This window comes from Cytobacillus kochii, from assembly GCF_044790165.1.
GTDB classification, from domain to species: Bacteria; Bacillota; Bacilli; order Bacillales; family Cytobacillaceae; genus Cytobacillus; species Cytobacillus kochii.
Map to the genome: position 1 here is coordinate 444,541 of NZ_CP085254.1, position 26,787 is coordinate 471,327.

Annotated in this window: 28 protein-coding genes, 1 riboswitch and 1 other annotated feature; of the genes, 18 read left to right on the forward strand and 10 right to left on the reverse strand. The window is 37.4% G+C overall.

Going from position 1 to position 26,787, the window contains the following annotated elements:
• Positions 1-41 precede the first annotated feature (41 nt).
• From LG276_RS02455 to LG276_RS02470, 4 genes are all read left to right on the forward strand, one after another.
• Positions 42-998, forward strand: a complete 957-nt coding sequence (locus LG276_RS02455; protein ID WP_251162951.1) for an ABC transporter permease — start codon at positions 42-44, stop codon at positions 996-998.
• Positions 985-1,941 (forward strand): iron chelate uptake ABC transporter family permease subunit, encoded by a 957-nt coding sequence (locus tag LG276_RS02460; protein WP_224938162.1) that lies wholly within the window; start codon positions 985-987, stop codon positions 1,939-1,941. Before LG276_RS02455 ends, LG276_RS02460 begins: the two co-directional genes overlap by 14 nt.
• On the forward strand, positions 1,938-2,708 hold the full coding sequence (locus tag LG276_RS02465; RefSeq protein ID WP_224938161.1) for an ABC transporter ATP-binding protein: 771 nt from the start codon (positions 1,938-1,940) through the stop codon (positions 2,706-2,708). Before LG276_RS02460 ends, LG276_RS02465 begins: the two co-directional genes overlap by 4 nt.
• Positions 2,709-3,056: 348 nt before the next feature.
• Positions 3,057-4,079: a siderophore ABC transporter substrate-binding protein gene (locus LG276_RS02470; RefSeq protein WP_251162950.1), complete on the forward strand. Its 1,023-nt coding sequence runs from the start codon at positions 3,057-3,059 to the stop codon at positions 4,077-4,079.
• 570 nt (positions 4,080-4,649) lie between these two features.
• Here the strand turns inward: LG276_RS02470 and LG276_RS02475 are convergent.
• Positions 4,650-5,228 carry a TetR/AcrR family transcriptional regulator gene (locus LG276_RS02475; RefSeq protein WP_095370861.1) on the reverse strand — a complete coding sequence of 193 codons (579 nt, stop codon included), beginning with the start codon at positions 5,226-5,228 and terminating at the stop codon, positions 4,650-4,652.
• Positions 5,229-5,428: 200 nt separating this feature from the next.
• Here LG276_RS02475 and LG276_RS02480 point away from each other — a divergent pair, with 200 nt between their 5' ends.
• On the forward strand, positions 5,429-6,163 hold the full coding sequence (locus LG276_RS02480; protein ID WP_224938159.1) for a glucose 1-dehydrogenase: 735 nt from the start codon (positions 5,429-5,431) through the stop codon (positions 6,161-6,163).
• A 45-nt stretch (positions 6,164-6,208) separates the two neighbouring features.
• Here LG276_RS02480 and LG276_RS02485 read toward each other — a convergent pair whose 3' ends face one another.
• The 3 genes from LG276_RS02485 to LG276_RS02495 all read right to left on the reverse strand — a co-directional run bounded on the left by LG276_RS02485 (position 6,209) and on the right by LG276_RS02495 (position 7,468).
• Positions 6,209-6,640: a DUF4395 domain-containing protein gene (locus LG276_RS02485; protein WP_251162949.1), complete on the reverse strand. Its 432-nt coding sequence runs from the start codon at positions 6,638-6,640 to the stop codon at positions 6,209-6,211.
• 85 nt (positions 6,641-6,725) lie between these two features.
• Entirely contained in the window at positions 6,726-7,049 is a 324-nt protein-coding gene (locus tag LG276_RS02490; protein WP_251163042.1) for a helix-turn-helix transcriptional regulator, read from the reverse strand.
• A complete protein-coding gene (locus LG276_RS02495) occupies positions 7,046-7,468 on the reverse strand; it encodes an SRPBCC domain-containing protein (protein ID WP_404293379.1) in 423 nt (140 codons plus the stop codon). The genes LG276_RS02490 and LG276_RS02495 overlap by 4 nt, the downstream gene beginning before the upstream one ends.
• Positions 7,469-7,635: 167 nt before the next feature.
• Here LG276_RS02495 and LG276_RS02500 point away from each other — a divergent pair, with 167 nt between their 5' ends.
• Positions 7,636-8,088: a GNAT family N-acetyltransferase gene (locus LG276_RS02500; protein WP_404293382.1), complete on the forward strand. Its 453-nt coding sequence runs from the start codon at positions 7,636-7,638 to the stop codon at positions 8,086-8,088.
• A gap of 96 nt (positions 8,089-8,184) precedes the next feature.
• Here LG276_RS02500 and LG276_RS02505 read toward each other — a convergent pair whose 3' ends face one another.
• From LG276_RS02505 to LG276_RS02515, 3 genes are all read right to left on the reverse strand, one after another.
• Complete coding sequence (locus LG276_RS02505; protein WP_404293383.1) at positions 8,185-8,763, reverse strand: pyridoxamine 5'-phosphate oxidase family protein; 579 nt, start codon at positions 8,761-8,763, stop codon at positions 8,185-8,187.
• Between the two features lie 144 nt (positions 8,764-8,907).
• Positions 8,908-9,354 carry a Dps family protein gene (locus LG276_RS02510; protein WP_224938152.1) on the reverse strand — a complete coding sequence of 149 codons (447 nt, stop codon included), beginning with the start codon at positions 9,352-9,354 and terminating at the stop codon, positions 8,908-8,910.
• Positions 9,355-9,451: 97 nt separating this feature from the next.
• Complete coding sequence (locus LG276_RS02515) at positions 9,452-10,027, reverse strand: YqaA family protein (RefSeq protein WP_224938151.1); 576 nt, start codon at positions 10,025-10,027, stop codon at positions 9,452-9,454.
• Between the two features lie 121 nt (positions 10,028-10,148).
• Here LG276_RS02515 and LG276_RS02520 point away from each other — a divergent pair, with 121 nt between their 5' ends.
• Positions 10,149-11,015 (forward strand): sulfite exporter TauE/SafE family protein, encoded by an 867-nt coding sequence (locus LG276_RS02520; RefSeq protein ID WP_224938150.1) that lies wholly within the window; start codon positions 10,149-10,151, stop codon positions 11,013-11,015.
• 211 nt (positions 11,016-11,226) lie between these two features.
• Here the strand turns inward: LG276_RS02520 and argS are convergent, their stop codons facing one another.
• From argS to mgtE, 3 genes are all read right to left on the reverse strand, one after another.
• Complete coding sequence (argS, locus tag LG276_RS02525; protein WP_404294370.1) at positions 11,227-12,912, reverse strand: arginine--tRNA ligase; 1,686 nt, start codon at positions 12,910-12,912, stop codon at positions 11,227-11,229.
• Between the two features lie 56 nt (positions 12,913-12,968).
• Positions 12,969-13,186, reverse strand: a binding site (T-box leader).
• A 45-nt stretch (positions 13,187-13,231) separates the two neighbouring features.
• The gene (locus LG276_RS02530; RefSeq protein ID WP_224938149.1) at positions 13,232-14,419 is read right to left on the reverse strand and encodes an FtsW/RodA/SpoVE family cell cycle protein; all 1,188 of its coding nucleotides are present in this window, start codon (positions 14,417-14,419) and stop codon (positions 13,232-13,234) included.
• Positions 14,420-14,577: 158 nt separating this feature from the next.
• On the reverse strand, positions 14,578-15,936 hold the full coding sequence (mgtE, locus tag LG276_RS02535; protein ID WP_224938148.1) for a magnesium transporter: 1,359 nt from the start codon (positions 15,934-15,936) through the stop codon (positions 14,578-14,580).
• Positions 15,937-16,393: 457 nt separating this feature from the next.
• Between mgtE and LG276_RS02540 the strand changes: the two genes are divergently transcribed.
• From LG276_RS02540 to LG276_RS02590, 11 genes are all read left to right on the forward strand, one after another.
• Positions 16,394-17,173, forward strand: coding sequence for a hypothetical protein (locus LG276_RS02540; RefSeq protein WP_224938147.1), 780 nt, complete (start codon positions 16,394-16,396; stop codon positions 17,171-17,173).
• A 53-nt stretch (positions 17,174-17,226) separates the two neighbouring features.
• Positions 17,227-17,407, forward strand: a riboswitch (cobalamin riboswitch).
• Positions 17,408-17,513: 106 nt separating this feature from the next.
• Positions 17,514-18,476 (forward strand): ABC transporter substrate-binding protein, encoded by a 963-nt coding sequence (locus LG276_RS02545; protein ID WP_224938146.1) that lies wholly within the window; start codon positions 17,514-17,516, stop codon positions 18,474-18,476.
• On the forward strand, positions 18,442-19,500 hold the full coding sequence (locus LG276_RS02550) for an iron ABC transporter permease (protein ID WP_224938145.1): 1,059 nt from the start codon (positions 18,442-18,444) through the stop codon (positions 19,498-19,500). The genes LG276_RS02545 and LG276_RS02550 overlap by 35 nt, the downstream gene beginning before the upstream one ends.
• A 7-nt stretch (positions 19,501-19,507) precedes the next feature.
• Positions 19,508-20,983, forward strand: coding sequence for a heme ABC transporter ATP-binding protein (locus tag LG276_RS02555; protein ID WP_224938144.1), 1,476 nt, complete (start codon positions 19,508-19,510; stop codon positions 20,981-20,983).
• On the forward strand, positions 20,973-21,926 hold the full coding sequence (gene cbiB, locus LG276_RS02560; protein WP_224938143.1) for an adenosylcobinamide-phosphate synthase CbiB: 954 nt from the start codon (positions 20,973-20,975) through the stop codon (positions 21,924-21,926). Before LG276_RS02555 ends, cbiB begins: the two co-directional genes overlap by 11 nt.
• Positions 21,913-22,989 carry a threonine-phosphate decarboxylase CobD gene (cobD, locus tag LG276_RS02565; protein ID WP_224938142.1) on the forward strand — a complete coding sequence of 359 codons (1,077 nt, stop codon included), beginning with the start codon at positions 21,913-21,915 and terminating at the stop codon, positions 22,987-22,989. The genes cbiB and cobD overlap by 14 nt, the downstream gene beginning before the upstream one ends.
• Positions 22,968-23,567 carry a bifunctional adenosylcobinamide kinase/adenosylcobinamide-phosphate guanylyltransferase gene (locus LG276_RS02570; RefSeq protein WP_224938141.1) on the forward strand — a complete coding sequence of 200 codons (600 nt, stop codon included), beginning with the start codon at positions 22,968-22,970 and terminating at the stop codon, positions 23,565-23,567. The genes cobD and LG276_RS02570 overlap by 22 nt, the downstream gene beginning before the upstream one ends.
• Entirely contained in the window at positions 23,533-25,035 is a 1,503-nt protein-coding gene (locus LG276_RS02575; protein WP_224938140.1) for a cobyric acid synthase, read from the forward strand. Before LG276_RS02570 ends, LG276_RS02575 begins: the two co-directional genes overlap by 35 nt.
• On the forward strand, positions 25,032-25,829 hold the full coding sequence (cobS, locus tag LG276_RS02580) for an adenosylcobinamide-GDP ribazoletransferase (protein ID WP_224938139.1): 798 nt from the start codon (positions 25,032-25,034) through the stop codon (positions 25,827-25,829). The genes LG276_RS02575 and cobS overlap by 4 nt, the downstream gene beginning before the upstream one ends.
• Positions 25,787-26,392: a histidine phosphatase family protein gene (locus LG276_RS02585; RefSeq protein ID WP_224938138.1), complete on the forward strand. Its 606-nt coding sequence runs from the start codon at positions 25,787-25,789 to the stop codon at positions 26,390-26,392. Before cobS ends, LG276_RS02585 begins: the two co-directional genes overlap by 43 nt.
• Positions 26,344-26,784, forward strand: a complete 441-nt coding sequence (locus LG276_RS02590) for a bifunctional adenosylcobinamide kinase/adenosylcobinamide-phosphate guanylyltransferase (protein ID WP_224938137.1) — start codon at positions 26,344-26,346, stop codon at positions 26,782-26,784. Before LG276_RS02585 ends, LG276_RS02590 begins: the two co-directional genes overlap by 49 nt.
• Positions 26,785-26,787 lie beyond the last annotated feature (3 nt).

Below are 26,787 nucleotides of genomic sequence, written 5' to 3' on the forward strand. Positions count from 1 at the left end.
CAGTTGTCATGATGAGAATAAACAGATAATGAGGTTTACATATGAGAATATGGATGTTAATCTGTGCAGCTATAGTCCTGTCATTTATATCACTATTTATCGGTGCGATTGATATTAAACCAATGGATTTGCTAGATTGGGAGTCTGATGAAACACAAATTTTCCTGATTAGTCGTGTACCTAGATTAATAGCGATTATTTTAGCTGGTGCAGGAATGAGTATTGCTGGTTTGATTATGCAAAGTTTGAGCAGGAATAAATTTGTTTCTCCGACAACCGCGGGAACGTTAGATGCTGCTAAGCTAGGTATTATGATTTCCATGCTATTTTTTACGAACGTAACGTATACCCAGCAAGTTCTTTTTAGTTTTGCCTTTGCGCTTGTCGGTACGATGGTATTTATGCAAATACTTGATCGTATCAAATTTAAAGATGTTATATTTGTTCCTCTTATTGGAATAATGTACGGGAATATTTTGTCTTCTATTACCACTTTTTTTGCGTATGAAGCTGATATCCTGCAAAATATATCTTCATGGTTAATGGGGAGTTTTACTTTAGTAATCTCGGGCCGATATGAACTTTTATATGTAAGTATCCCAGTTTTCATTTTGTCTTATTTATATGCTAATAAATTTACCGTTGCAGGTATGGGAGAAGAATTTGCGAAAAATTTAGGATTGAGCTATAAGTGGGTTTTAAATATTGGTCTCATCCTTGTTGCTATCATTGCTACGACTGTTGTACTAACTGTCGGTGTCATTCCGTTCTTAGGCTTAATTGTACCTAATATTGTGTCTCTGTATATGGGAGATAATCTCCGAAAAACGATTCCACATACGGCTCTTTTAGGCGTTGTGTTCTTATTAATCTGTGATATTATTGGGCGCATTGTGATCCACCCTTATGAGATACCGGTGAACGTAACAGTTGCGGTAATCGGTAGTGTCATCTTCTTAATTATGTTGTTTAGGGGGAGAGCATATGCGAAAAAATAGTACCAAATTAATCGTTTTGGCGGTCATATCTATCGTTTGTATAGTACTGTATGGTTTTTACGATATAAAAGGTGGGTTTGATTATGCTTTCCCAAGGCGTATGATTCGTGTGGCAGCTATGGTGGTTACCGGAGTTGCGATTGCTTATTCTACAGTTGTATTCCAAACAATCACTAACAATAGAATCCTAACACCTTCTGTGATGGGGATCGATTCTATGTATGAAGTAGTTCAGACGATGATTTACTTCTTCGCGGGTTCTATGTCGATATGGGTATTAAACAAATATTTAAATTTTGGTGCAGCGATATGTGCCATGGTCATTTTTGCATTGTTGTTATACCGCTTCTTATTCAGAGCAGACAAACACCCGATTTACTTACTTTTATTAATTGGGATGATTATTGGTACGTTGCTTGGCAGCTTGGTAACATTCTTACAAGTAATGATTGATCCCGTTGAATATTTAAGTTTACAAAGCAAGTTATTTGCAAGTTTTACAAATGTAAAAGCTGATTTACTAATGATTGCTTTTGGCATATTGTTACTTGCTTTTATATACGGGTATTTCATCATGGATAAATTGGATGTTATGTCGCTTGGGCGTGAAAATGCGATTAACCTGGGGATTAACTATGATCGTATGGTTATGAATGTACTAATTCTATCATCAGTCTTGATTGCCACTTCTACTGCGTTAGTTGGGCCAATTACATTCTTTGGGCTGATTGTTGCTAACTTGTCCTATCAATTTCTCTCGTCATATAAGCACTCTACGCTCATTCTTGGTGCTAGTTTAATTAGTATCATAGCTTTAGTCGGTGGACAATTCCTAGTTGAGCATGTATTTGAATTAAAAACAACATTAAGTGTTATTATTAACTTTATTGGTGGTATTTACTTCATCTATCTATTATTAAAAGAAAGTAGGTCAGCCGGATGATTGAAATAAAAGGATTAACGAAGCGTTTTAATAAAAAGCCTGTTGTTGAAGACGTTACAGTCGCAATTGAGCCAGGGACCATTACTTCTTTTATCGGACCAAATGGTGCAGGGAAATCTACACTTCTATCGATGGTTAGTAGATTGTTAGAAGCAGATACAGGAGAGGTATTGCTTGATCAAAACGATGTGACGAAATGGAAGTCCAATGAATTTGCGAAACGCGTATCGATTTTAAAACAAGCCAATCACATTAATGTCAGGTTAACAGTGAGAGACCTTGTAGAGTTTGGAAGGTATCCATATTCTAAGGGTAGATTAAATGATGCTGATAAGAAATTTGTTGATCAGGCCATTGAATATATGAACCTATCAAATATGGAAGATAAGTTTTTAGACGAGTTATCAGGGGGACAAAAGCAGCGAGCTTTTATTGCTATGGTTATTGCACAAGATACCGATTATGTCTTACTTGATGAGCCGTTAAATAACTTGGATATGAAGCACTCCGTCCAAATTATGAAGATTCTCCGTAAATTAGTTGACGATCTTGGAAAAACCGTCGTCATTGTTTTGCATGATATTAATTTTGCTTCTGTTTATTCCGATCGGATTGTCGCATTAAAAGACGGCAAAGTAGTAAAGAATGGACCGACTGAAGAGATTATTAATTCGGTCGCATTGCGAGAAATTTATGATATGGATATTCCTATTCAAGAGCAAGATGGTTGCCGTATATGTGTATATTTTAATTCGCAAATTTCTTAAAGAGATTCCTTATAGAGAGGGTTACTATCAACCCTTTTTATAAGGAATTAACATAACTAAAAATGCATATTTATTCAGTATGATGCTTCTTTTATTAAACCATCTTAATTTTTGCTTCTTTTTTAGCAAATGTTAAAAATCTAAATTTGACAAGTGTTTCGATAGATGAAATAAACAGTCAGTTAAATAATTGAATTCCAAATATAGCATATTTTTCTAAAAAAATTCAAAATAATTATGCAAATGGTATTGACGGTTGGTCTAAATCAATCTATAATGATTATTGTTATCAGTGATAATGATTATCATTGCTAATAAGAGATTATACAATAGGGAGAGGTCATACATATGAAGAAATGGAAGTTAGCTAGTCTTTTTCTAGCGCTTGTTTTAATGCTTGCTGCATGTGGTTCCAATGACGATACTGCTGAAGATGCAGGCAACTCAGAAGATAAACAAACAGAAAATAATGCAGCGGAAGGTTCTGCTTATCCAATGACTGTGTCTCCGACTGTTGCTTCAACTGAAAGTCGTGATGCCGGAACAACAGTTAACTTTGAAGATGTAGAATTTGAAAGCATGCCTGAAAAAATTGTTGTTTTTGACTACGGTTTCTTAGATACACTAGATGCACTTGGGGTTGAAGGGGTAGTTGGTTTACCTCAAGAGTCTACTTTGCCATCTCACTTAGAGGCATATGCATCTGATGAGTATACAAATGTTGGTTCTTTAAAAGGTCCTCTTTTAGAAGATATTGCTGAACTTGATCCAGACGTTATCTTTATTTCTGGTCGTCAATCAGCATTTTATGAAGAATTAAAAGAAATTGCACCAGTTGTATTTGTAGGTACTAGCAAAGATGCTTATTGGGATACATTCCAAAATTCTGTTGACGTAGCTGCAAAAATGTTTGATAAAGAAAAAGAAGCAGAAGAATATCTTGCAAAATACGATACAGCACTTGAAGAAATTAACGAGTTAGCTGGCAACTATGAAACTTCATTAGTGACTATGTATAATGAAGGAAAACTTTCTGGATTTGCTGAAAACTCTCGCTTTGGTTATATCTATGATGTTTATGGCTTCAAACCAGTGACACAAGATATCGAATCTTCATCTCACGGTTCAAACTTCGGTTTTGAAGCGATTCTAGAATTTGATCCAGAAGTATTATTTGTTATCGACCGTACAGCGGCTGTAGATGGTAATTCTAATATCGAAAAAGATCTTGAAAACGATATTATTAAGAAAACACAAGCGTACCAAAATAATCGTGTGATCTACCTTGATGGTGCTCTTTGGTATTTAAGTGGTGGCGGCTTACAATCTGAGCTTGCTAAAATCGAAGAAGTATTAGCTGAATTAAAATAATCTGCTGTTAAAGTAAGCGATTATCCTATGGAAAAAGAAGCATTCATAAAAAGATGCTTCTTTTTTGTTTGGAGTACATCCTTTTTGAAGAGGGTTGCGGTTACAACGAGAGCGGAAAGACCAAAGAAAGAGGATTTGTTCGTACATCGAGAGTGAAAGCAAATTGGGTTTGTTCGTACATCAAGAGTAGAAATCCCAAAGATAGCAAAGCAAATGGGTTTTACTCGTACATCGAGAGTGAAAGTATCAAAGATAGAAGAGCAATTGAATTAGCTCGTACATCAAGAGTAGAAAGCCTCTAAGTGGTCCAATATTAAAAATCCCCAATAAAATGAAGGTTAACTAATTCTCCCTTTTATCCGGGTTAATTGGCATAGTGCCGGTTAACGCGATGAAAAAATTCCCATTTTCACAGATGGTTAAACAGTCACAACTAAAGAAGGATAGGGTGGGAACAATTGTTGCACCACCCAAAGCAAAAATAACTAGTAATATAAGTTGGTATGCACCTATCAATGTAGAATGATTTCAATTTAATAGACAAATCTATGTATAGCTTATGTGTTCATTTTATTTAACAATGGCCTCTCCCAAGCTGGTTGAGTGAAGGAAAGAAAGTCTTTGAGCCATTTCCTCGGGAGTTGTTTGGAAGTCTTCTTTTATCCAAAAGATAAATAGTCCTAAAAGGGCGTAGGTTTCATAGAAATTAATCGCTTCTATATCAAACCATACTTCTTCTTTTAATTGTAACTCACTGCGACTAATGCTAGTAATGGTTTCACAAAAATGGTTTTGTGAACCTGGTATCACTTCGCCAATCAACATAAGGGAGAAGACGAATTGATTTTTTTGTACGTATTCGAAGATGGGAACATTACGTGTTGGGTCAGATAATAAGAAGCTTTTTTTTCCTTTAAAGCTATCACGGAAATATTGAGCGAGTTGTTCTAGGTAGTCTTGAAATATATCTTCTAATAAATGAGAGCTATCTTTATAATGCGAGTAAAATGTCACACGATTACAATTGGCCACTTTAGATATTTCAGTTATTGAGATCTCTTTAAAGTCTTTTTCGGATAACAGCTTTAACATGGCACTTTTTAAATTCGTACGTGTTCGCACGACTCGACGGTCTTCTTTTACCACCATGACTACCACCTTTCATACTGTGTCTTAATAAAGAGTATAACATGAAAAATAGAGCGTTAAGCAAATATTATTTTCATACTCGAAACATTTATTTTGACAACGGATTAGAATTCTGTTAATTTACATATGTAGTATAAAAAACGGTGACAATTTTCCTGGTTTCATGAATAACTTTTGATAGATTAGAGGAGGAATTATACATGGCAAGATTAGAGGGGAAAGTAGCAATTATTACTGGTGCGGCTCAAGGGATGGGTGCGGCTCATGCGCGTCTTTTTATTGAAGAAGGGGCAAAAGTAGTGATTACTGATTTAAACACAGAAAAAGGTGAGGCTGTTGCAAAGGAATTAGGTGAAAATGCTTTATTCGTAAAACAAAACGTAACAACCGAAAGAGACTGGGCAACAGTTGTAGCTAAAGCAGAGGAAGTATTCGGCCCTGTTAATGTGTTGGTAAATAATGCGGGTATTACAATGTCTAAATCATTACTTGAAACAACGGAAGAAGAATATCGTCGTATTGTAGATATTAACCAAGTATCTGTTTTCTTAGGGATGAAAGCGGTTATTCCTTCCATGCAAAAAGCAGAAGGTGGCTCGATCGTTAACATTTCATCAATGAATGGTATTGTTGCCGGTGCAGTCGGTTATACAGATACGAAATTCGCCGTTCGTGGGATTACAAAAGCCGCAGCAATGGAATGCTCTCACTATGGCATTCGTGTAAACTCTGTACATCCTGGAGTAATTGAAACACCAATGATTATTCAAGAGGATACGAAAGCACAAGTAGAAGAATTCGCTAAACATATTCCACTTAAACGCATGGCAAAACCTGAAGAGGTTTCTAACCTGGTATTATATTTAGCATCAGATGAATCAAGCTATTCAACAGGTTCTGAATTCATCGTTGACGGTGGATTAACTGCAATGTAATCAATATAAAAAAAGCGGGGTCTCATATTGACCTCGCTTTTTATTTTATGAACGCAAAGAGCGTCTATATTTATACTGATTGTACTGAAAGTGAATAAAACAGCCAATACAAAAGCCACAAAGAGCAATGGTTGCTGCTAATCCAACAATAATGGCGAAAGAGTAAGATAGTATGGTCCATCCAATGATAGAGCTAATGAATGCCATACTTAAACATACTACAGCAATTAGCTGATTAAATTGTTGTTGTGCTTTATCTTCAGGTATATAAGAGGATAAAGGTTTTTTGAGAAACTTTTTAGCTATCATCATCACCGGATTATTCCCTGTTAGTAAGCCAATCAAGCCAGCAAGTAAGGGAATAAGTAAAATGAAGAATTGCCCAGTTATCAGTGTCGCAATTACACTTAAGACGATTACCCACTGATTCGTTTTAACGAGAGGACGTGGAATAGAAGCGATTTGTTGGTTGTTCATTTTAAAAACCAACCTTTCCAATGTGTTTAGTTCATTATATCATGAAATTTAGTTGATTATACCTATTTTCGCTTCTTTACTAGGACTACTCTTCTCTATCATTCTCGACAATAAACTTTAATTTAGTGAGTTTGTTATTCCAGAATTGTTCATAATAATGCAGCCACTGGCTTACTTCTGTTAAAGGTTCTGGATTAATATGATAGATGTTTTCTCTGCCTTTCCTGTGGCTCTTCACTAAGTTGGCATCAGAGAGAATATGCAGATGTTTGGCTACCGCCGTGCGACTGATTGGAAAATGAGCACTGATTGCAGCGATAGATAGTTCTTCTTTTGAAAGTAGCTGGAGAACATGTCTTCTAGTAGGGTCAGCAATTGCCTGAAAAACGTCGTGCTTAATTGCTGTCATGATTGCTCTATTGCCGTCCTTAAACGTTTTTGCACGATGGCTTCCCATCCATTATTCATACGTTCACGAATAATTTCGCTTTTTTCATTTGGTTTAGTAAGAATTGTATTCGCTTCTTTCCAACCACTATGAATGAGTGTGAATTTTGTGCTATTGTCTACTTCTTCCAGTAAAAAGGTGACAACCCATCCGTCAGTATCCCAAGAGAAAGATAATTTATTTGGCTCATCGATTTCTAGTACTTGGCAAGGAGAAGGACCAAACGGGGACTGTACTTCAAATGTGAATCCTTCAGTTGCTTGAAAGTTATTAGGCATAAACCACTCTGCGATTCCCTCACTAGTTGCAACATGCTGCCACACTTTATTTATCGGTGCATTTAAAATAATCGATTGTTGAATATCCTTTACTGTGTTCATTTCATTTCCTCCTTAGCTAATATAACACCTTATGGTTTTATAATTTTGATAATATAACACCAAAAGGTTATATGTCAATCGATAATCAGATTGAATGGTAAGTCTTAGATTATTTGTCATTTTAAAGCGAAGGTGAGGAAAGTAAGATAAGAGAGGAGGTGTTGGTTATGATGATTTTTAGAGAGGCAAAAAGAGAGGATTTAGAAAGGATTGTTCAATTATTAGCAGATGATGTGTTAGGAACGGGTCGAGAAGATGTGTCCAGCCCCCTACATCAGGATTATGAAGAAGCGTTTGAAGCTATTAGCGGAGATAGCCATAATGAATTAATTGTAGCAGAATGGGGTGAGAATGTTGTAGGTGTTTGTCAACTGACTTATATCCCTTATTTAACTCATCGTGGTGCCTGGAGAGCAATCATTGAAGGAGTTCGCGTAGCAAGTGAATGTAGAGGAGAAGGTTTTGGTGAAGCACTAATAAAAGAAGCGATAGTGAGAGCGAAAGCAAAAGGGGTGCGGCTTGTACAATTAACAACAGATAAGCAACGATCTCAGGCGAAACATTTTTATGAGAAAATAGGGTTTAAAGCAACGCATGAGGGGATGAAGTTGAAATTGTAAATCTATACTTGGGTTGTAGCCGTAATGAGATTCCTTCTAAAAGATCTTTTAGAAGGAACCTATAAGCCTATTAAAACAATTGTAAGTCATAGGGATTTATACTTTTTCTATGACATTTGTAGCGATATGTGCAGCGAACATTTTCGCGGGTGAAGGAAGGGACTCTTTTGCGAGCCAAGTTTCAGGCTTCCAAATTCCCGCTCGGTTAAATGAGTTAGCGCAATGGAGGAAACATTCTTCAACTTTAACAGCGATCCCTAAGAGCGGTGCCTTTCCTTTATCGGCCATTTTAGCTAGGATGTCTTCATCTTGAATAATCGAAGCTTTTCCATTAATTCTTAATGTTTCATTTAGACCAGGAATGATAAATAATAGACCAACTTGTGGGTTGCTTAAGATGTTGTGCATACTGTCTAATCTCCTGTTACCCGGTCTATCAGGTATAACTAGATGCTTCTCATCTAACACTTGTACGAACCCAGGGTAATCTCCACGTGGCGAGTTGTCACATTGCCCGTCTTTATTCGTTGTTGCTAAAAAAAGAAACGGTGAACGAGCAAGAAAGTCTTTGCAATGTTCATCGATTATAGATATGACCTTATTAGCAGCTGCTTTACTTGGGGGAGTGAATAGAGCTTCTAATTCTTCTTCTGATTGAATGACATTGTTGAACATTTGTTGCCTCCTTTAATTTAACAGTCGTTGATTGTCTTATGTTTATTATACGGGGGAACAGCTAAATAAAAAAGAAGCGATTGCGAATAGACTGAAAAACTATTAGTCTATTTCGCTCGCTTCTTTTTTTTATTTCTATTGTACTTAGCCTAGATAGGCATTAAGCATCCAAATATGTTTGTCTAAAGAGTTGATTAAGCCAACTGCATAATCTTCAACTGCTGGTTCCTCTTCTTCATCCGCTAGCTTCGTAATCTCTTTTAATTCAGCACGTAACTGTTGATAATCACTGATCAAGTTCTCAACCATTTTTTCTGCTGATTTTTCATCAAGGTTTTCTTTTAGTGTAGCTACCTCAAGATATTCTTTCATTGACGCAACTGGTTTGCCACCGATTGTAAGAATGCGTTCAGCTATTTCATCGACTACCTCAGCTGCCTCATTATATAACTCTTCAAATTTTTCATGTAGTGTAAAAAAGTGTGGACCTGTCACATACCAGTGGTAGCGATGTAACTTCGTATAAAGTAGGCTCCAGTTAGCAACTTGTGTATTTAGGGCAGCGTTTAATTTCGTATCTAATGTAATCATTATTTAGTCATCTCCTCAAGAATGTTTTGTCTTAATTACATTATAACTGATTTAAAATTAAAATCAATACTTAATTATAATAATTATAATTAAGTAATTAATTTAATCTATTTTTGATATAGTGTGTTGTAATGAAGAGAATAATAATGAATATAGCCATATAAATGGTCAAAGATGTAAAGTGGTCTTTTATGAAAGGTACAGCTTTATTGCCTAATTGATGGATGAGAAAAGCTTCAAAATAAAACCTTGCGCCCCTTCCAATCGTCGCCCATAATATAACGGTCTGTATATTCATTTTTGAGATACCAGATAAAATCGTAAATATTTTAAACGGTAATGGTGTAAAGGCAGATATCAGAATGGCCAATGGACCAAGTTTTTTAAAGTAAAGTTCTACTTTCATAATTTGTTGCTCTTTAAAAAGTGCTCGTAGGACAGGCCTGCCAACTCGTAAGCCGATATACCAGCCAAAGATTGCACCGACAACAGAAGCGAAAGTAGTGAGAAAAGCGTACCAATACACGTGCTCACTATCTGCTAGTCCCATTGGAATCAAAAGTAAATCAGGAGGAATGGGGAAGAAAGAAGAGTCAGCGAACGAAACGAAAAACAGTCCAAACACACCATATTCCAATAACCATTCTTTAAGTAAATGTAAAATTTCTTGCATATATGAAAACCCCTTTTTAAGATTACATGGTTTGTCCTTTAGAAATTATATGTGCACTTTTTCTTTTCATTACTATGGGGTATGATGGGGATGGTTGTTTGCATAGAAAGGTGATGGAATTGTGGAATTGATATTGTTTTTTCTACTAGGTGCCTTAATCAGTGTGTTGTCAGGTTTTTTTGGCATCGGTGGAGGGTTTATATTAACACCATTATTAATGCTCATTGGACTTGCCCCTATTGAGGCAATTGCGACAAGTTTGTTATTTACAATTGGGAGTTCATCTTCTGGGATTATCGGTCATATAAAATTAAAAAATATTAATTGGAAAGCAGGGATTATTTTAGGGGTGAGTGGGATCATTGCTACCCAAATTGCCCATCCTTTTGTTGTCTTTTTAGATGCTCATCAGTTAGATGAATGGGCGATTCCTGTTATGTATATTGTGTTGCTTTCTTTCTTTTCTGTTCAAATGTTTAAGAAGAAAAATACGCAGCAAGGAGTGAGCGGGTTAGTTCAACCTTCCATATTAAAAATGGTCTTAATCGGCTTGTTTGCAGGGTTTGTCTCCACTTCTTTAGGTGTAGGTGGAGGGTTTATTATTGTACCAATGTCGATCGCCTTTCTAGGTATGTTACCTAAGAAGGCGGTAGGAACGAGCTTATTTGCAGTCCTATTTATTGTTTCAGCAGGTTTCTTATCCTACGCATTCACTGTAGAAATTAATTATTTTATGGGAATATTCTTACTTGTTGGTGGGCTTCTAGGTTCTCAATTCGGAGCTAGATCAACCGATGTTTTTGAAAACAAAGAAATTACTACATTACTAGCATTTCTATACTTAACGACGATTTTGAGTGTGGCACTTAAGGCATTTGAACAAAATATTTTGGGATTAATCATCGTTGTCCTTTATCTTCTCTACTTTTTCACTGTTCTAGGGAAAAGACATATTGCTCATTGGCGAGAAGAAAAAGGGTACTCTTAAACAGGGACATACAGGGTAGGCTTTGGTTTAGTGTGAATAAGAAATATGACGAAGTAAGCCTGTTTTCAGCTCTTTCCTGATAGATCGCATTTTTCAATAGGCTACATATTGTAGCCGCACTATTTTTGGTGGTAACTAACTGTGTACTTTTGCTTCATTCAATCAAATAGCTCCCAATTGGCTAAAGAGGGAGCTGGTGTGCAAGGTGAAATTACATCTCCTGAGGTGCCTTCATACCAAGTAAATGCAGACCGTCAGTTAAGATGATTGTTACTGCTTTGACAAGACCGAGTCTCGAAGATAAATGTTCATCTTTATGAAGTATTTTTTCGTTAGCGTAGTATTTGTTAAAGCTTTGCGCTAGACTAATTAAATATTTGGCAATGATGGACGGTGCTGATTTTTCATGGGCAAGGACGAGCTTATCTGGATAAAGGGATAAAAGTTTAGCTACTTGCCAAGCGTATTCACTTGATAAACCTTCTATTTTATAAGTCTTTTGCTGACTTTTGTGTAAAATAGATTGCGCTCTAGCTTGTGTATACTGTACATACGGACCGGTTTCCCCTTCGAATGTTAACATGTCTTCTAAAGAAAATTCTATTTGTTTCATTCGTTCATTCTTTAAATCATGAAAAATAATTGCTCCTACACCAACAGCTTTAGCTACCTCATCTTTGTTTTTTAGATGAGGATTTTTTTGTTCAATATTTTCTGAAGCTAATTGTATGGCATCTTGTAGTACTTCCTCCAATAATATGACACGACCTTTTCTTGTCGACATCTTCTTACCTTCTTGTAAATACAACCCAAATGGGATGTGATGGATATGTGTCGCCCAGGAATGCCCCATTTTAGATAATACGGCTTTGACTTGTTGGAAGTGGATGGACTGCTCTGGACCAACGATATAGAGAGCCTCGTCAAATTGGTATGTTTGTTTACGATAAATGGCCGCCGTAATATCGCGTGTAGCATATAGAGTCGCTCCATCTGATTTCTTAATTAAGCAAGGAGGTAGATTTTCATCTGATAAGGGTACGATTTCTGCTCCATCAGAGGTGCATAGCAAGTCAGATTGTTGCAGTGTATCGACAATCGCGTTCATTTGATTGTTATAAAAGGCCTCCCCATGATTAGAGTCAAAAGAGACACCGAGCAGTTGATAGGTTTTCTCGAATTCTTTTAAAGATTCGTCTCTAAACCACGACCAAAGTTGCTTTGCCTCCGCATCATCAAGTTCAAGTTTTCTGAACCAAGCTCTTGCTTCTTCATGCAAGTGGGGATGTTCCTCAGCTTTCTCGTGAAATTTTACGTATAATTGGAGTAATTCCTTAATTGGCTCCTTCTTAATTAAAGCTTCACTTCCCCAATACTTATAGGCGGTAATGAGTTTGCCAAATTGTGTGCCCCAGTCGCCTAAATGATTAATCCTAACTGTATCATATCCATGCTTTTCTGCTATAAGTGCAAGGGAATGACCAATGACTGTCGAACGAAGATGCCCCATTGAGAATGGTTTGGCGATATTTGGGCTAGAGTAGTCTACTACGATTGTCTTACCTTTACCGCTTCCTGATTGTCCGTAATTCTCTCCTTGATGTAGTACGGCTTGAATAATGAGTTGACTGATTGCTTTTTTATTAAAAAATATATTTACATATGGCCCAATAGCTTCAACATGATCTATCCATTCATGAGTTAGCTTTCCTGTTAAGTCTTTTGCTAATAGATTTGGGTTTTCTTTATAAATCTTTGCTAGTGCAAAACATGGGAAGGAGAGGTCGCCATGTTCGGATGTTTTAGGCGTTTCTAACAAGCGACGAATCTCACCTTCACTTAAGGCGTTATCTATTGCAACTTGAATACTTGAACTGATGGTCTTTTTCATATCTATCACCTTTTTCACCTCCAAAAAATATAGAAAACATAAAAAAGCCCGTCTCTCATAATTTGAGAGACGAGCCTTAAACCCGCGGTACCACTCTAATTGTTCGTAACGAACCCCTTTACTACTTGCCTGTAACGGGGCGAACAACCGACATGACCTACTTGGATTCTGCCATGCTTCTATCGAAGTGCGCTTCAATGTGGCTTTTCTCGCAGGCTCTCACCATCCCTGCTTCGCTTTAGAATTCACCTACATCTACTCTCTTCGTCACTGAATTTCCGTTTGATTTTCCATTATTATACGCTAGATATTTAAAAAAGCAACCTTAAGATGCACGATAATATTTAGAGCTGTCTTGGAACATATAACTCTTTTGGTGAAATCTAATGCTAAAAATAAGCCCCATAGCCATCATATTGCCGATTAAGGAACTACCCCCATAACTAATAAAAGGAAGAGGAATACCTGTAATCGGTAATACTTGAATGGTCATCCCGATATTTTGAAATACATGGAACGTAATATAACTAATAACGCCCACGCAGACATAAGTATTAAATGGGTCATTGACTGATAAGGCAATTTTCGTTAAGTGGAAAATAAGTATAAAATATAAGCATATCACGACACTTGCTCCAATAAAGCCGTATTCTTCACCAATGACACTGAAAATAAAGTCTGTGTGAACATCGGGGATATAAACTTGTCTCTCATAAAAACCTTTACCACCCAATTCTCCCGAGCCGATAGCATGAAGAGAATTGTACAGTTGTAAGCCAGCTCCTTGTTTATGTGTATACGGATCTAACCAAGCATAAATCCGCATTAATTGGTAGTTATCCACTGATAGATACTTTAATAATGTTTCAGGAGCCCAAATAATGTAATAGATGATGGTTCCACCTACAGCTGCAACCGTTCCGTAAACAGGGAGGATAATTTTCCAAGTAATACCGGACACAAGTAGAATCCCCGTGAAAATAGCGATAATAACGAGCGCCGTACCCAAATCTTCTAAAATGATTAGTCCTAGCGGAACACAAGTAACGAGCCCAAGTTTAATAAACAGTATAAGGTCATTTTTTACCGTTTTCATGGTGTATTTTGCATAATGATCTACAATCACTTTACTTAGTGCGAGGATAAGAAATATTTTAAAGAACTCGGATGGCTGCAAAGAAGGTCCTGGCAGACCGTTGTACCAGAGCTTTGCACCTTTTACTTCATAGGCAAGGGACTCTGGTGCGATAAAAAGTCCTGCTTGAAGTATTGTGCCAATACCGAATAAGATCCAGGTCATTCGCTTTATCTGATCAGAATCAAAGTACATAATGGCTGCGATCACAATCATACCTATACTATAAAAGATTATTTGTTGTAGCACGAAGTTATCTGGATACTGTGCTGTTGTTTGCCCGCTATAAATAGCAGTGCAACTAATGATGCAGAACAAAAATAATATTAGGGCTAATGTCCAATCAAAGCGATCATTCTTTTTTTGTATACGATCCATATATAAACACCTATCTTTATTTTATACATTAAGGTCATGCTACGAACAGAAAAAAACCATTAGGAATCTTCTGCAAGGGAATATGTTTAAACGTATATATAGACGTACAGAATTGAAAAAGAGTTTCCTTATTTACAATATAAAATAAAAAAGTAATGTTAAGTTAAGTAGGAAATAAACATTGTGGCAATACCAAAATACGTAACAAGTGAGAAAATGTCATTTAATGTTGTGATAAGAGGCCCGGAAGCTATGGCTGGATCTATCCCGAATTTGTATAACAATAAAGGGATAGTGGCTCCCGAAAGTGTCCCGATAATTAAAGTTAGAAGTAGGGAAACTCCGACTACTAAGCCTAAATAAATATTTCCTTGCCAAAAAAATGCAATCAGCGCGATTAAAATACCACAAGTGACACCAATAATCACACCTACCCCTAACTCCCTAAGGATCAGTTTCGTAACCACTTTTTTATTTAAATCATTGGATACAAGTCCTCGGACAACTACTGCTAATGATTGCGTACCTGTGTTACCTGTCATACCAGAAATCATGGGCATGAAAAAGGCGAGGGCTACGACTTGCGATAAAGTAGCCTCATACCCGCTTATGATACTGCCTGAAATAATGCCGATGAATAATAAAAGAATGAGCCACGGTAACCTTCGATAAGCGGCGACGAAAGCTTTCGTATCAAAGTCAATTGCCTTACCCGAAGCGGATAGCTTTTCAATATCTTCATTCGCTTCTTGGACCACAACATCCATCAAGTCATCAACAGTGGCAATACCCATTAGCACATTTTCTTCATTCACAATTGGAATAGCAAGGAAATCATATTTTAAGACCATGTTTGCAACTTCTTCTTGGTCTGTCGTCACTGCAGCTGAGATGACCCGCTCATACATAATGTCTTGGATGACCTCGAGAGGCTCTGCGATTAGTAAGTCACGATGAGAGACAACCCCAACTAATTTTCTGTCTTGATCAATCACGTATAAATAATTAATCGTTTCAGCATATTCTGCAAAGGATTTTAACTTTTCTACTGCTTCTCGGACTGTGTAATAATCACGAATCCATACAAAACGGTTAGTCATTAAGCGCCCGGCAGTTTCTGGTGGATAGGTCATCATATTCTGAATGATGCGAGATTCACTTTGTTTCATACCGGCAAGGAGATTTTCTATTTTCTCAGCTGACATATCATGAAGTAAAAGGGCAAGGTCGTCATTATCCATTAAATCCAAGACTTTTCCTGTTTTCTCATTTTCTAATTTATTTAAAACCTCTAGCTGCATGTCTTTATTCAATTCCTCTAGCAACTGGGCAAGGCGGTCAGCAGTCATAAATAATAAGAAACGTTTTTTATGCTTTTCAGGCAGATGATCATAAGCTTGAGCAATATCATACGGTTGCAGTTCATCTAAAATCCTGTTAAATTCTTTTTGTTTATTATCCTTTAATGCTTTGATGATCAATAAAGCGATTTGGTTTTCTGTCATCGTCTGAATCATAAAGCTCAAGTCCTTTCAACCGAGGATATACCTTAAATTGTAAACGGAGATTACATGCTTATCTTACCATTCTTTAACTGGGAAAATCATGATTTTTTTTAAGTAATATATGGTTTAAAAGTTAAGATTGTATGCTAATCCATTAGTTATTTTCATAGTATGTGTTAGAAGTGGAATGTTATCATTGGTTTGATACAAAAAGGCTTTTTTAGGGTATGAACAAAATTCAGGAATTGAAATAGTTATTTTGTAATGTTTTTTTAATAATCGTATTTCCTTATCTTTGCTAAAATGAAATGGATGAAATGAAGCATTGTATCGGTTGTTTATGATTGACATGTAGTTAGTATAAATTATTGCAGTAAAACGAAATAGTGTGTGGTATGAGGGTAATAACTAAGGTGGTACTATTGAATTTGCTCTTCGTCTTTCTATTTTCAGTTCGGAGGTTTCTAAATTGCGAAAGAAAAATCATAGTGTTCGAGATCTCATCTATATCTTATTAAACGAAAAGGACCAGTCCGTTATTTCTTATGGAATTGAATTTTCTGAGTTTATGCAATCATTACAGAACAGGACTGGGCATCTTCTATTAGTGAAGCACCAGTATGATAATGGGGAACTGAATGTACATACCATGTTTGATTGGGTGGCTCATGAAGACCTGCCAGCACTCATAAACGAAGATGTTTATAGTTATGGTGATTTTTGCTGGATAGATTTCGAGGAGGAAGAATCGTTAAATGAATTGCCCGCTCAAGCAATTGCTGAGCTCCTATATCTTAGTCATGTAAAGGAGCATTTAAAGAAACCTTTCTATAACCATTTAAGCAATCGTTATTGTTATTTAGCGCATGATGATGGTTGGTTAAATAAGGTCTATTACCGAGACTGGCAGGACTTTTACAAAATGCTTGGCGACGTTGCTGCTATGAAGATGGAGCATTTAAAAGTAGAAAAATCTTTATTAGGCCTAAAAAAGAAAAAAACATATCCACAAGTTCCAGAAGGCGCGTTAAGGGCATTAAGAAATTTAATGAAGGAAGGCCTGGTGATTTCTTTTGAACAGAGTGAGCAGACACGTACAAAAATTAATATACCGCTCTGGACAGTTGGAGATTTCGCTAATATGGATGATATGTATGATGAGTTCGAAGCAATGAGGAAGGAAGCCACGCCAGACGCGAGATTGGTTTTTGATAAAAAACTGAAAGAATGGCAAGTAACTGATTCATAAAAATAATAATGCACCACAAAATATGATAAGGTATAATAAAATCGACAGAAAATTGTAGATTTAAGGAAATAGGTGTCAATTTTTGACTTAATAGGGGAAATTGGTGTAAAACCAATGCGGTCCCGCCACTGTAACTGGTTAATAAACAAAGACAACTGCTATATATGTTCTATAGGAGGAGCCTTTGATTATAAACCATAAGCCAGGAAACCTGCCTATCTTCCATAAACACTGTAACCTACGAGGATAGGGGGTGTTTGGTAAGGCTTCTTTGTCGTGATTATTCCTTCCAAACATCTCCTACTACTGGGGATGTTTTATATTTTAAGGAGGGTCAATCATGAAGAAATGGTATTTATTTTTAGTCTCGATTTTACTATCAGCAGGTATTCTTGCTGGATGTGGGAATGACACAGCTGAGCCGAAGAAAGATGGAGAAGAGAAGGTTGAAGAGAGTACTGAAACTAGCGCTTTTCCTGTAACAATAACGGATGCTGCGGATCAAGAAGTGGTGATTGAAGAGGAACCAGAAGCGATTGTTTCGTTAATCCCGAGTAATACTGAAATCGCTTTCGAATTAGGGTTAGGTGAGAAGGTAGTCGGTGTATCTGATTTTGATAATTATCCAGAAGAAGTGGCTGATATTGAAAAGATCGGTGGACAAGAATTTAATGTAGAAGCAATTATTGCTTTAAATCCAGATGTTGTATTAGCACATAATTCAGGAGCACATAATAGTACTGAAGGCTTAGATCAATTAAGAGATGCTGGTATTCCTGTTCTTATTGTCAATGATGCACAAAATTTTGAAGAAGTATATGACTCCATTGAAATGATTGGTAAAGCAACAGGAGCAACAGAAGAAGCAAGTCAAACAGTTGAGGGAATGAAAACCCGTTTGGCAGAAATCGAAGAAAAAGCAAAGTCTGTTGAAGAGAAAAAATCTGTCTTTGTTGAAATCTCTGCAGCTCCTTCTTTATATACTGCCGGTCAAAAAACATTTATTGATGATATGCTCAATTTGATCCAAGCGGAAAATGTAATTGAAGAAGAAGGTTGGCCACAAATTGACGAGGAAGCTGTCATCGAAAAGAATCCTGATGTGATTATCACTACATACGGGTATTATACGGAAAATGCGGTAGAAACCCTTTTAAGCCGAGAAGGTTGGCAAGATGTAACAGCCGTTAAAGAGAAGCAAGTCTATGATGTGCACTCTGATAAGGTAACTCGTACAGGTCCTAGACTTGTAGAAGGAGTAGAGGAGCTTGCAAAAGCGATTTACCCAGAAGTATTTAAATAATAGAGGTGTTGCTTATCTCTGTGCGTTCGTTTTCTTATGTGTAGCAATGATGATGGGGATTTCTATAGGCACTGTTTCAGTGCTACCGTTAGATATATTCAATATCATTGGAGCGGAAATCTTACGTTTACCGATAAGTAATGATGTTAATCCAATGCATAGTAATATTGTTATGAATATTCGCTTGCCTAGAGTAGTATTGGCGGGCTTTGTCGGGGCATCACTTGCAATTGCAGGTGCTGCCTTTCAAGGTTTATTAAGGAACCCTTTAGCTGACCCTTATACATTGGGGGTGTCTTCAGGAGCTTCTGTTGGTGCTGTATTAACGATCTTTCTCGGTTTATCCATTCCGTTTGTAGGCACCTTTACTTTACCGTTATTTAGTATTACAACAGCTTTTCTAACGATAATTGTTGTCCTTTTCTTTGCGCGACAAATTGATCGTGGCATGAGAGTAGAGACAATCATTTTAACCGGTATTATCTTCAGTTCTTTTCTAGGTGCATTTATTTCCTTAATGATTGCTTTAACGGGGGATGAACTGAGACAGATTATTGGGTGGTTGTTAGGAAGCGTATCGATGAGAGGTTGGGACTATGTTCAAATCATCCTTCCTTTCTTTATCATTGGGTCTGCGATGCTCATTGCCAATAGCAAGGAATTAAATGCGATGTCATTCGGCGAAGAAAGAGCTCGTCATATCGGGGTAAATGTACAGAAACGTAAGATGATGGTCTTAATTGCCGGATCGATTTTAACAGGTGCCGCTGTAGCAGTGTCAGGTACAATCGGATTTGTCGGCTTAGTCATTCCGCATCTAACCAGATTGCTATGGGGACCAGACCATAGACACTTGCTTCCTTTATCGATGATGACAGGTGCTGGGTTTTTAATACTTGCTGATTTATTTGCAAGAACAATCATTTCACCTACTGAGTTACCTATTGGTGTCATTACTGCGTTAATTGGTGCACCAGTTTTTGCTATCATTCTAATTAAAAGAAGAGCGGAAGGCAGAGGATAATGTGATGATGTATAGCTTACGACAAATTAACGGTGGTTATGGAGGCAAGCAGGTCATTCATGATGTTTCCTTTGAAGTAGAGAAAGGACAGTTATTTGGCATACTTGGACCGAATGGGAGCGGCAAATCGACGGTTTTAAAGATGCTAAGTGGTCTTATACCGGTCACATCTGGTGAAGTTTATTTAAAAGATCAACCAGTACAAAATTATAACACGAAGGAAATAGCGAAAATCGTTGCTGTCCTACCTCAACATGCCGAACATAGTTTTTCTTATACAGTAAAGGAAATTGTATCGCTTGGCCGCTATGCTCATCAAAGTGGTTGGTTCCAAACATGGTCTGAAGATGATGAAGAAGTTGTGCAACAATCGATGAAACAAACAGGTGTACAGCATTTTGCACATAAAAATATAACTGAGCTATCAGGTGGAGAGAGACAACGTGTGTTTTTGGCACAAAGTCTCGCACAAGAACCAGAAATATTATTACTTGATGAGCCAACCAATCATTTAGACTTATCTTATCAAAAAGAATTGCTAGATATGTTAAAAGAGTGGACTGAGAAAAAGGGTTTAACGGTCCTATCCATTTTTCACGATTTAAATTTAGCCGGTTTATATTGTGATCAAATCGTTTTATTAAATGATGGAAAAATAGTCTCTAATGATAAACCTAATGAAGTATTGCAAGAAGCACGTATTATAGAAGTCTATGAGACTGAAGTGAAGAAGCACGGACACCCGAAAGTACCAGCACCTCAAGTAGTCCTAATACCTGAGGAGAAATGGCAAAATGAAGAGATTATTACACCGGCTATATTAATGGTGAATGAAGAATATATTACACTTCAGTCTGCCCAACCTCTAAGGGTAATGTCATCAGGCGTTGTTGGTTCTGGCATTGGCTGGTATCAAACATTTGTTAATCGCCATGTTGATAAAAGTTATAACTGTGATGATTTTTATGAGGAGATGGTAGATTTTCTTATAGAAAAAGGGTTTGAGCCTTCGGAAACGGTTGGGATGATGACAGCGGTGTATACGGATGATGTGATCTACGGATTTTACGAAATGGATCTGTTCTCTGTGTTGATCGTGGTAACAGCAGGTGTAGGAAACGCTGTCGATGCTTCGATGGCGAGCAAACATAAAGAGGTAGTAACCCCAGGCACTATAAATAGTTGGATATTTGTCAATGGTCATCTTTCTGAAGAGGCATTTATTCAAGCAATGATGACGGCAACTGAAGCGAAAGCAAAAGTATTAATGGATTTAGAAGTACGAGACAAAGAAACCGGGACAGTTGCCACGGGCACATCTACGGATAGTATCTTAGTTGCTGCAACACAAAGCGGAGAGAAAATAGATTTCGCTGGAACAGTTACACCCCTAGGAAAAATAATTGGAAAAGGTATTTACGAATGTACACAAAAAGCGATTCACAAGAGTCGTAAAAGAAAAAAGGAAACAGATGATGATTGAACATTTAATCGCATTAACAGTAGCAGTGGTCATTGACCGATTCATAGGTGACCCGCCGCAATGGCCGCATCCTGTAAAGTGGATGGGTTCTTTAATAGGATTTTTAAGGAAGAAATGGAATATAGGGGAGCATAGAAAATGGAAAGGTGTAGCTATGTTAACAACCGTCTTATTGATTGTATTAGTTATATCGATAAGTATTGTGGTGATTGCCTATGCGGTCCACCCTATCGTGGGAATATTATTTGAGGCGGTGTTAATCGCAACTACCATCGCCCAAAAAAGTTTAAAGGAAGCGGCAATAGAAGTGTACGAGCCTTTAAAGAAGGAACAATTAAGTGAGGCAAGGCAAAAGCTTTCATATATTGTTGGTAGGGATACAGACGAGCTAGATGAAGCGGAGATTGTTAGGGGAACAGTTGAAACAGTAGCAGAAAATACAAGTGATGGGATTACTGCCCCGTTGTTCTTTGCATTAATTGGTGGTGCACCATTTGCCTTAGTTTATCGCGCTATTAACACTTGTGACTCAATGGTCGGTTATAAAAATGAGAAATACATTGATTTTGGCTGGGCGTCTGCAAAGCTTGATGATGTGGTGAACTGGGTGCCGAGTAGACTGACAGCATTTTGTATGCTTCTCGTGAATAAGCCGAGATTTATACAAAGGAAAGAGAGTTTTCAATTAGTGATGAGCGATGCGAAAAAACATCCAAGCCCCAATAGTGGCTGGGGAGAAGCAGCTGTGGCTTATTTATTAGGCGTTCAGTTAGGTGGTAAAAATACATATGAAGGGCATGTTTCTTATCGTGCCACGATGGGGGAAGCCAATATGCCATTATCAAGGAATCATATTGTAGAGGCGAATACTATTATTACTAAGACCATTCCACTGTATCTCTTTATCTTATGGCTAGGGGGTGTTTTGATTGCAATGGCCTAAGCATGGTGCGAATCCACAATATTTATACGAAGTATTAAAGTTAGATATGCCCGCAAAAACAATTGACTTTAGCGCGAATATTAACCCATTAGGGCCTCCACAAGTTGTAAAAAGGCAATGGTCAAGCTTACTTTCATCATTATACGAATACCCCGATCCGTTTGCCACAAGATTAACAGAGCGTATCAGTAAAACCACATTACTTCCAAAAGAAAATGTTCTCATTGCCAACGGTGGAGCCGAAATCATCTCAATGATTGGGCAATTATTTGCGAGAAAGCGTGTAATGATTGTCCAACCTGCTTTTTCCGAATATGAGACAGCTTGCCGAGCGAATGCGTGTGAAATCACCTATTTCTTCTTAAATAAGAACTGGCATTTAGATATAGAAGGTTTGATAGCTACTTTTAAGGAGATTGATGTAGTTTTTTTGACGAACCCGAATAATCCGACGGGTAAATACTTCTCGAAAGATTCAATCAAACGTTTGATTGAAGCCGCAGAATGTCTAGGTGTTTACCTCATTGTCGATGAAGCTTTTTATGATTTTGTGGATAAGTATGAAGCGATCTCACCGTTATTACTGCAATACGATCAATTAGTTATTATTCGCTCTATGACTAAAATGTTTGCCATTCCTGGGATTCGCTTAGGGTATGTGCTCGCGAATGAACAATTTATAACTGACTTAAGGGCAATACAACCGCATTGGAGTGTCAATAGTGTGGCGCAGGAAATAGGGTTACTGTGTATTGAGGATAATAACTTTCAGAAGAAAACACGTGAGTTGATGAAGGTAGAACGGAAGAAAATCTTTTCTTTTTTAACACGTAATGATTACCTACATTCAGATTCATCTACCAATTTTTACTTACTAAAAGATTCATTTTCCAAAGAAAGCGAGAGCCTTTTTCTTTTTTTATTAGAAAAGGGACTGATTCCAAGGCATACATACAACTTTCCCGGATTGGAAGGAAATTGGCTTAGACTAGCAATAAAATCACCGGCTGAAAACATTCGATTGATGGAGGCATTAAAGCGATGGCGCGAATCATCTTTATAAGCGGAGGAGTAAGAAGTGGTAAGAGTCAGCTTGCTGAGAAGTTGGCAATTGATAGGGCTCACTACCATGGGAAGCAATTACATTACATCGCGACAGCTCAACCAAGCGATAAAGAAATGGTGTTGCGCATTAAGCATCATCAAAAGCATAGGCAAGAGAGTGGTAAGAAGTGGATGACATGGGAACAACCAAGAAACGTTCACCAACTAGCTACCCACTACTCTTCAAACGATATTATTCTTCTAGATTGCCTAACAACTCTGCTTAATAATGAGTTTTTTTATGAAAATCGCTGGTCTGATTACGAATTTCAACAACAAATTTTTAAAAATCTTGTCCAAGGAATAAAAGAACTTTCGAGTAAAGTCGATACGTTAATTCTCGTAAGTAACGAAATATTCCATGATGTGATAAGTGATGAACCACTTGTACTTGTGTATGGAAAGATGTTAGGACGACTCCATCAAAAAATCGTGGCACTTGCAGATGAAGCTTATCTAGTAGATGCTGGCTGTCTCATTCAGATGAAAGGAGGAGAAGAATATGAAAGGCTTAATGGTCGTTGGAACAGCCTCTGATGTGGGGAAAAGTATGATTGCCACAGCTATATGCCGAGCCTTAGTAGAAGAGGGTGTGCGTGTTGCTCCGTTTAAATCACAAAATATGTCTAATAATTCTTATGTAACAAAAGATGGCAAAGAAATTGGACGGGCACAAGGTATACAAGCAGAAGCTGCAAAAATAGAGGCAACAGTCTATATGAATCCAATTCTCTTAAAACCAACATCAGACTCGACTTCTGAAGTCGTTTTGTTTGGGAAAGCTGAGACCATTCAGTCTGGTCGGGACTATAGAGCATCTTTCTATGAAAAGGGGCTAGAGGCGATTACGATAGCACTTAATAGACTAGAAAACACTTATGATGCGATTGTGATGGAAGGTGCCGGCTCTCCTGTAGAAATTAATTTAAAAGATCGTGAGTTAGTCAATATGAAAGTGGCTGAGATGGCAGATGTGCCTGTGTTGTTAGTAGCTGATATCGATCGAGGAGGCGTGTTTGCGAGTATCGTTGGGACGTTATCATTACTAGAAGAAAACGAAAGAAGTCGAGTGAAAGCGATTATTATTAATAAATTTAGAGGAGATCTGTCTCTATTTGCGGACGGTAAGAAGTGGATAGAAGATCACTGTGGTATTCCAGTTATCGGTGTGATGCCATATTTACATCATCATATGATCGATGCAGAGGATTCCTTATCTATACAGGTTTCTAAAAAGGATAACCCAATAGATATTGCTATATTGAAACCACCGTATCTTTCAAATTTTACCGATATGGACCCGTTTTTATATGAAGATGATGTATCTTTCCGCTGGGTTAATCATAGTGATGAAATGGGCATGCCTGATGCTGTCATTTTACCAGGAACGAAAAGCACGATTCATGATTGGCAATATTTCTGTGATAGAAAGCTCGATAAATGGTTAAAGGATTATATAGAAAATGGCGGCAGAGTCATCGGAATTTGCGGTGGTTTTCAAATGTTAGGTAGGCGATTAGCCGACCCTTATGGTGCGGATACGGGAATTGAAGGGAAGGAGATAAATGGACTCGGGGTAATTCCAGCTGACACCACTTTTATCACTGAAAAAACAACCATTCAAGTGGAAGGAACGCTTTACCCCAAGTTAAAAGGCTCATTTGTACAATCATTAAAAGGATATGAAATCCATTTAGGCGAAACAGTAGTAGAGAATCATGATAGGCATTATTTTCTGAAAAAAGCGGATGGCCATTATGATGGATATACAAGTAAAGGTGGCAAGGTTATTGGTACATATATGCATCATGTTTTTCATCACGATGAATGGCGTGCACATTGGTTAAATCAGATTCGCGTAGATAAAGGTTTGCCTTTAAAAGACCCGGTTTATATCAGTAACAAGAAGGATAAAAAGTATGCAGAACTAGCAGCACACTTTAAATCAAATATTGACTTTGATCTTCTTAAAGAAATCATCGGTATAGAGGATCACACCTTATGAAAATATGGCTAAAAGGATTATTAATTAATTTGCAATTCTTCACTGCCATTCCGATTCCTCTCCAATTACCGATGGATAATAAGCATTTAAATGGCGCGATTAAAACGTTTCCATTGTTAGGTATCATACAAGGTGTCATCTATGGGCTTATATTTTATTTGTTATTAATGATTTCTCCTTTTTCGCCATTAGCAGCTGCCATTTTTCTTTGGGTGACATTAATCGTTGTCACTGGAGGGATTCATTTAGACGGTTGGATGGATGCAAGTGATGCATACTTTTCCTATGGTGATCGACAAAAGCGATTAGAAGTGATGAAGGATCCAAGAGTTGGTGCTTTTGGTGTGCTATCGGTCATTCTCTTATTAAGTACAAAACTATTTTTTATTTATGAAATTGCTATTAAGTTTGAAAGCACATCTGTTTTCTTTTTTATTGCTTGTATTCCTTTTTTTAGTCGTATGGTCATGGGCATGATGCTAGTGAAGGTGAAGACAGCTAAAAATAGTGGGTTAGGTAAAATGTTTCAGGATGCAGCTACTTTGAGAAGTGTTGTGATGTATGGTGTATATATTTTACTAGTTGCAATAGGGCTGTTCTTCTTTTTTCCTTCCCTTATATTCGGATTTACTTGCATGTTAATCATTTCATTATGTTTGTTTATGATTATGAAACAAAAAAGCGTAGGTTGGTTTGGGGGCACAACAGGCGATGTCATTGGTGCATGTGTGGAAGGAGTGGAATGGAGTTTATGGATGGTTCTTTGGTTATCACATTATTTCGTCATGGGATGACAGAGGCCAATAGGAGGAAAGCTTATCTAGGGTGGAGTGATTCTCCGCTTGTTTCGGCGAAAGCTATCGTCCCGATAGTACCCCCTTGCGATATCATTGTAACAAGTGATTTAGGTAGATGTATTGAAACGAGTAAGAAATTATTCCCTAATGAACCGCTTGTCTTGATGAGTGATTTGAGAGAACTTAACTTCGGTGAATGGGAAGGCTGTACGTATGAGCAATTAAAGAATCATCAACCATATCGAAAGTGGTTAAATCATTGGCAAACCTTATCACCTCCTGATGGAGAAAGTTATAGTGAATTTAGTCAACGACTTGATCACGCCTGGGACTCATTAGTAGCAGAAGCGTTGGAGAAAGCAATTTCAACAATGGCGATTGTCACGCACGGTGGAGTGATCCGCCATATCTTACATACGAAAGTAAAAAATACAAAAGCTTTTTGGGACTGGAAGATTCCTTATAGTGGAGGCTATCAAATCGATGTTAAATTGAAAGGGGGAGAGATTATATGCACTTTGTTACAGGAGGAGCCTATAACGGAAAGGGAGAATGGGTAGAAAAACAATATGGTATTCACCGAGCAAGCCATTTCTGGTATTCCGCCTACCGTAGTTCGGCACCACCTGAAGTAGAAAATTTTACAGATATTGATGGTGTAATTGTATGGGAAGGAATAGAATATTGGGTAAAGGATGTATTAACTTACAGTCGAGAAGAGGAGATACAACAAAGAGTACAGCAATTCCTCGTTGATTTTGCAGCATGGGAAAACAGCAAACGTACACGCAAAGTCATCTTAATTGGTACGGATATAACAAAGGGCATTGTACCAGTAGATGAGAAAGATCGACTTTTACGGGATGTTTGCGGACGAGTGTATCAAAAAATGGCAAAACAGGCAACGCAAATGGATATTATTTGGTATGGTATAGCACAGAAAATTAAATAAGGG

Excerpts from the sequence above, each read along its gene's own strand:
- LG276_RS02455 (WP_251162951.1), top strand. The coding sequence starts at position 42 with ATGAGAATATGGATGTTAATCTGTGCAGCTATAGTCCTGTCATTTATA.
- LG276_RS02460 (WP_224938162.1), top strand. The coding sequence starts at position 985 with ATGCGAAAAAATAGTACCAAATTAATCGTTTTGGCGGTCATATCTATC.
- LG276_RS02465 (WP_224938161.1), top strand. The coding sequence starts at position 1,938 with ATGATTGAAATAAAAGGATTAACGAAGCGTTTTAATAAAAAGCCTGTT.
- LG276_RS02470 (WP_251162950.1), top strand. The coding sequence starts at position 3,057 with ATGAAGAAATGGAAGTTAGCTAGTCTTTTTCTAGCGCTTGTTTTAATG.
- LG276_RS02475 (WP_095370861.1), bottom strand. The coding sequence starts at position 5,228 with ATGGTGGTAAAAGAAGACCGTCGAGTCGTGCGAACACGTACGAATTTA.
- LG276_RS02480 (WP_224938159.1), top strand. The coding sequence starts at position 5,429 with ATGGCAAGATTAGAGGGGAAAGTAGCAATTATTACTGGTGCGGCTCAA.
- LG276_RS02485 (WP_251162949.1), bottom strand. The coding sequence starts at position 6,640 with ATGAACAACCAACAAATCGCTTCTATTCCACGTCCTCTCGTTAAAACG.
- LG276_RS02490 (WP_251163042.1), bottom strand. The coding sequence starts at position 7,049 with ATGACAGCAATTAAGCACGACGTTTTTCAGGCAATTGCTGACCCTACT.
- LG276_RS02495 (WP_404293379.1), bottom strand. The coding sequence starts at position 7,468 with ATGAACACAGTAAAGGATATTCAACAATCGATTATTTTAAATGCACCG.
- LG276_RS02500 (WP_404293382.1), top strand. The coding sequence starts at position 7,636 with ATGATGATTTTTAGAGAGGCAAAAAGAGAGGATTTAGAAAGGATTGTT.
- LG276_RS02505 (WP_404293383.1), bottom strand. The coding sequence starts at position 8,763 with ATGTTCAACAATGTCATTCAATCAGAAGAAGAATTAGAAGCTCTATTC.
- LG276_RS02510 (WP_224938152.1), bottom strand. The coding sequence starts at position 9,354 with ATGATTACATTAGATACGAAATTAAACGCTGCCCTAAATACACAAGTT.
- LG276_RS02515 (WP_224938151.1), bottom strand. The coding sequence starts at position 10,027 with ATGCAAGAAATTTTACATTTACTTAAAGAATGGTTATTGGAATATGGT.
- LG276_RS02530 (WP_224938149.1), bottom strand. The coding sequence starts at position 14,419 with ATGGATCGTATACAAAAAAAGAATGATCGCTTTGATTGGACATTAGCC.
- mgtE (WP_224938148.1), bottom strand. The coding sequence starts at position 15,936 with ATGATTCAGACGATGACAGAAAACCAAATCGCTTTATTGATCATCAAA.
- LG276_RS02545 (WP_224938146.1), top strand. The coding sequence starts at position 17,514 with ATGAAGAAATGGTATTTATTTTTAGTCTCGATTTTACTATCAGCAGGT.
- LG276_RS02555 (WP_224938144.1), top strand. The coding sequence starts at position 19,508 with ATGTATAGCTTACGACAAATTAACGGTGGTTATGGAGGCAAGCAGGTC.
- cbiB (WP_224938143.1), top strand. The coding sequence starts at position 20,973 with ATGATGATTGAACATTTAATCGCATTAACAGTAGCAGTGGTCATTGAC.
- LG276_RS02570 (WP_224938141.1), top strand. The coding sequence starts at position 22,968 with ATGGCGCGAATCATCTTTATAAGCGGAGGAGTAAGAAGTGGTAAGAGT.
- LG276_RS02575 (WP_224938140.1), top strand. The coding sequence starts at position 23,533 with ATGAAAGGCTTAATGGTCGTTGGAACAGCCTCTGATGTGGGGAAAAGT.
- cobS (WP_224938139.1), top strand. The coding sequence starts at position 25,032 with ATGAAAATATGGCTAAAAGGATTATTAATTAATTTGCAATTCTTCACT.
- LG276_RS02585 (WP_224938138.1), top strand. The coding sequence starts at position 25,787 with ATGGATGGTTCTTTGGTTATCACATTATTTCGTCATGGGATGACAGAG.
- LG276_RS02590 (WP_224938137.1), top strand. The coding sequence starts at position 26,344 with ATGCACTTTGTTACAGGAGGAGCCTATAACGGAAAGGGAGAATGGGTA.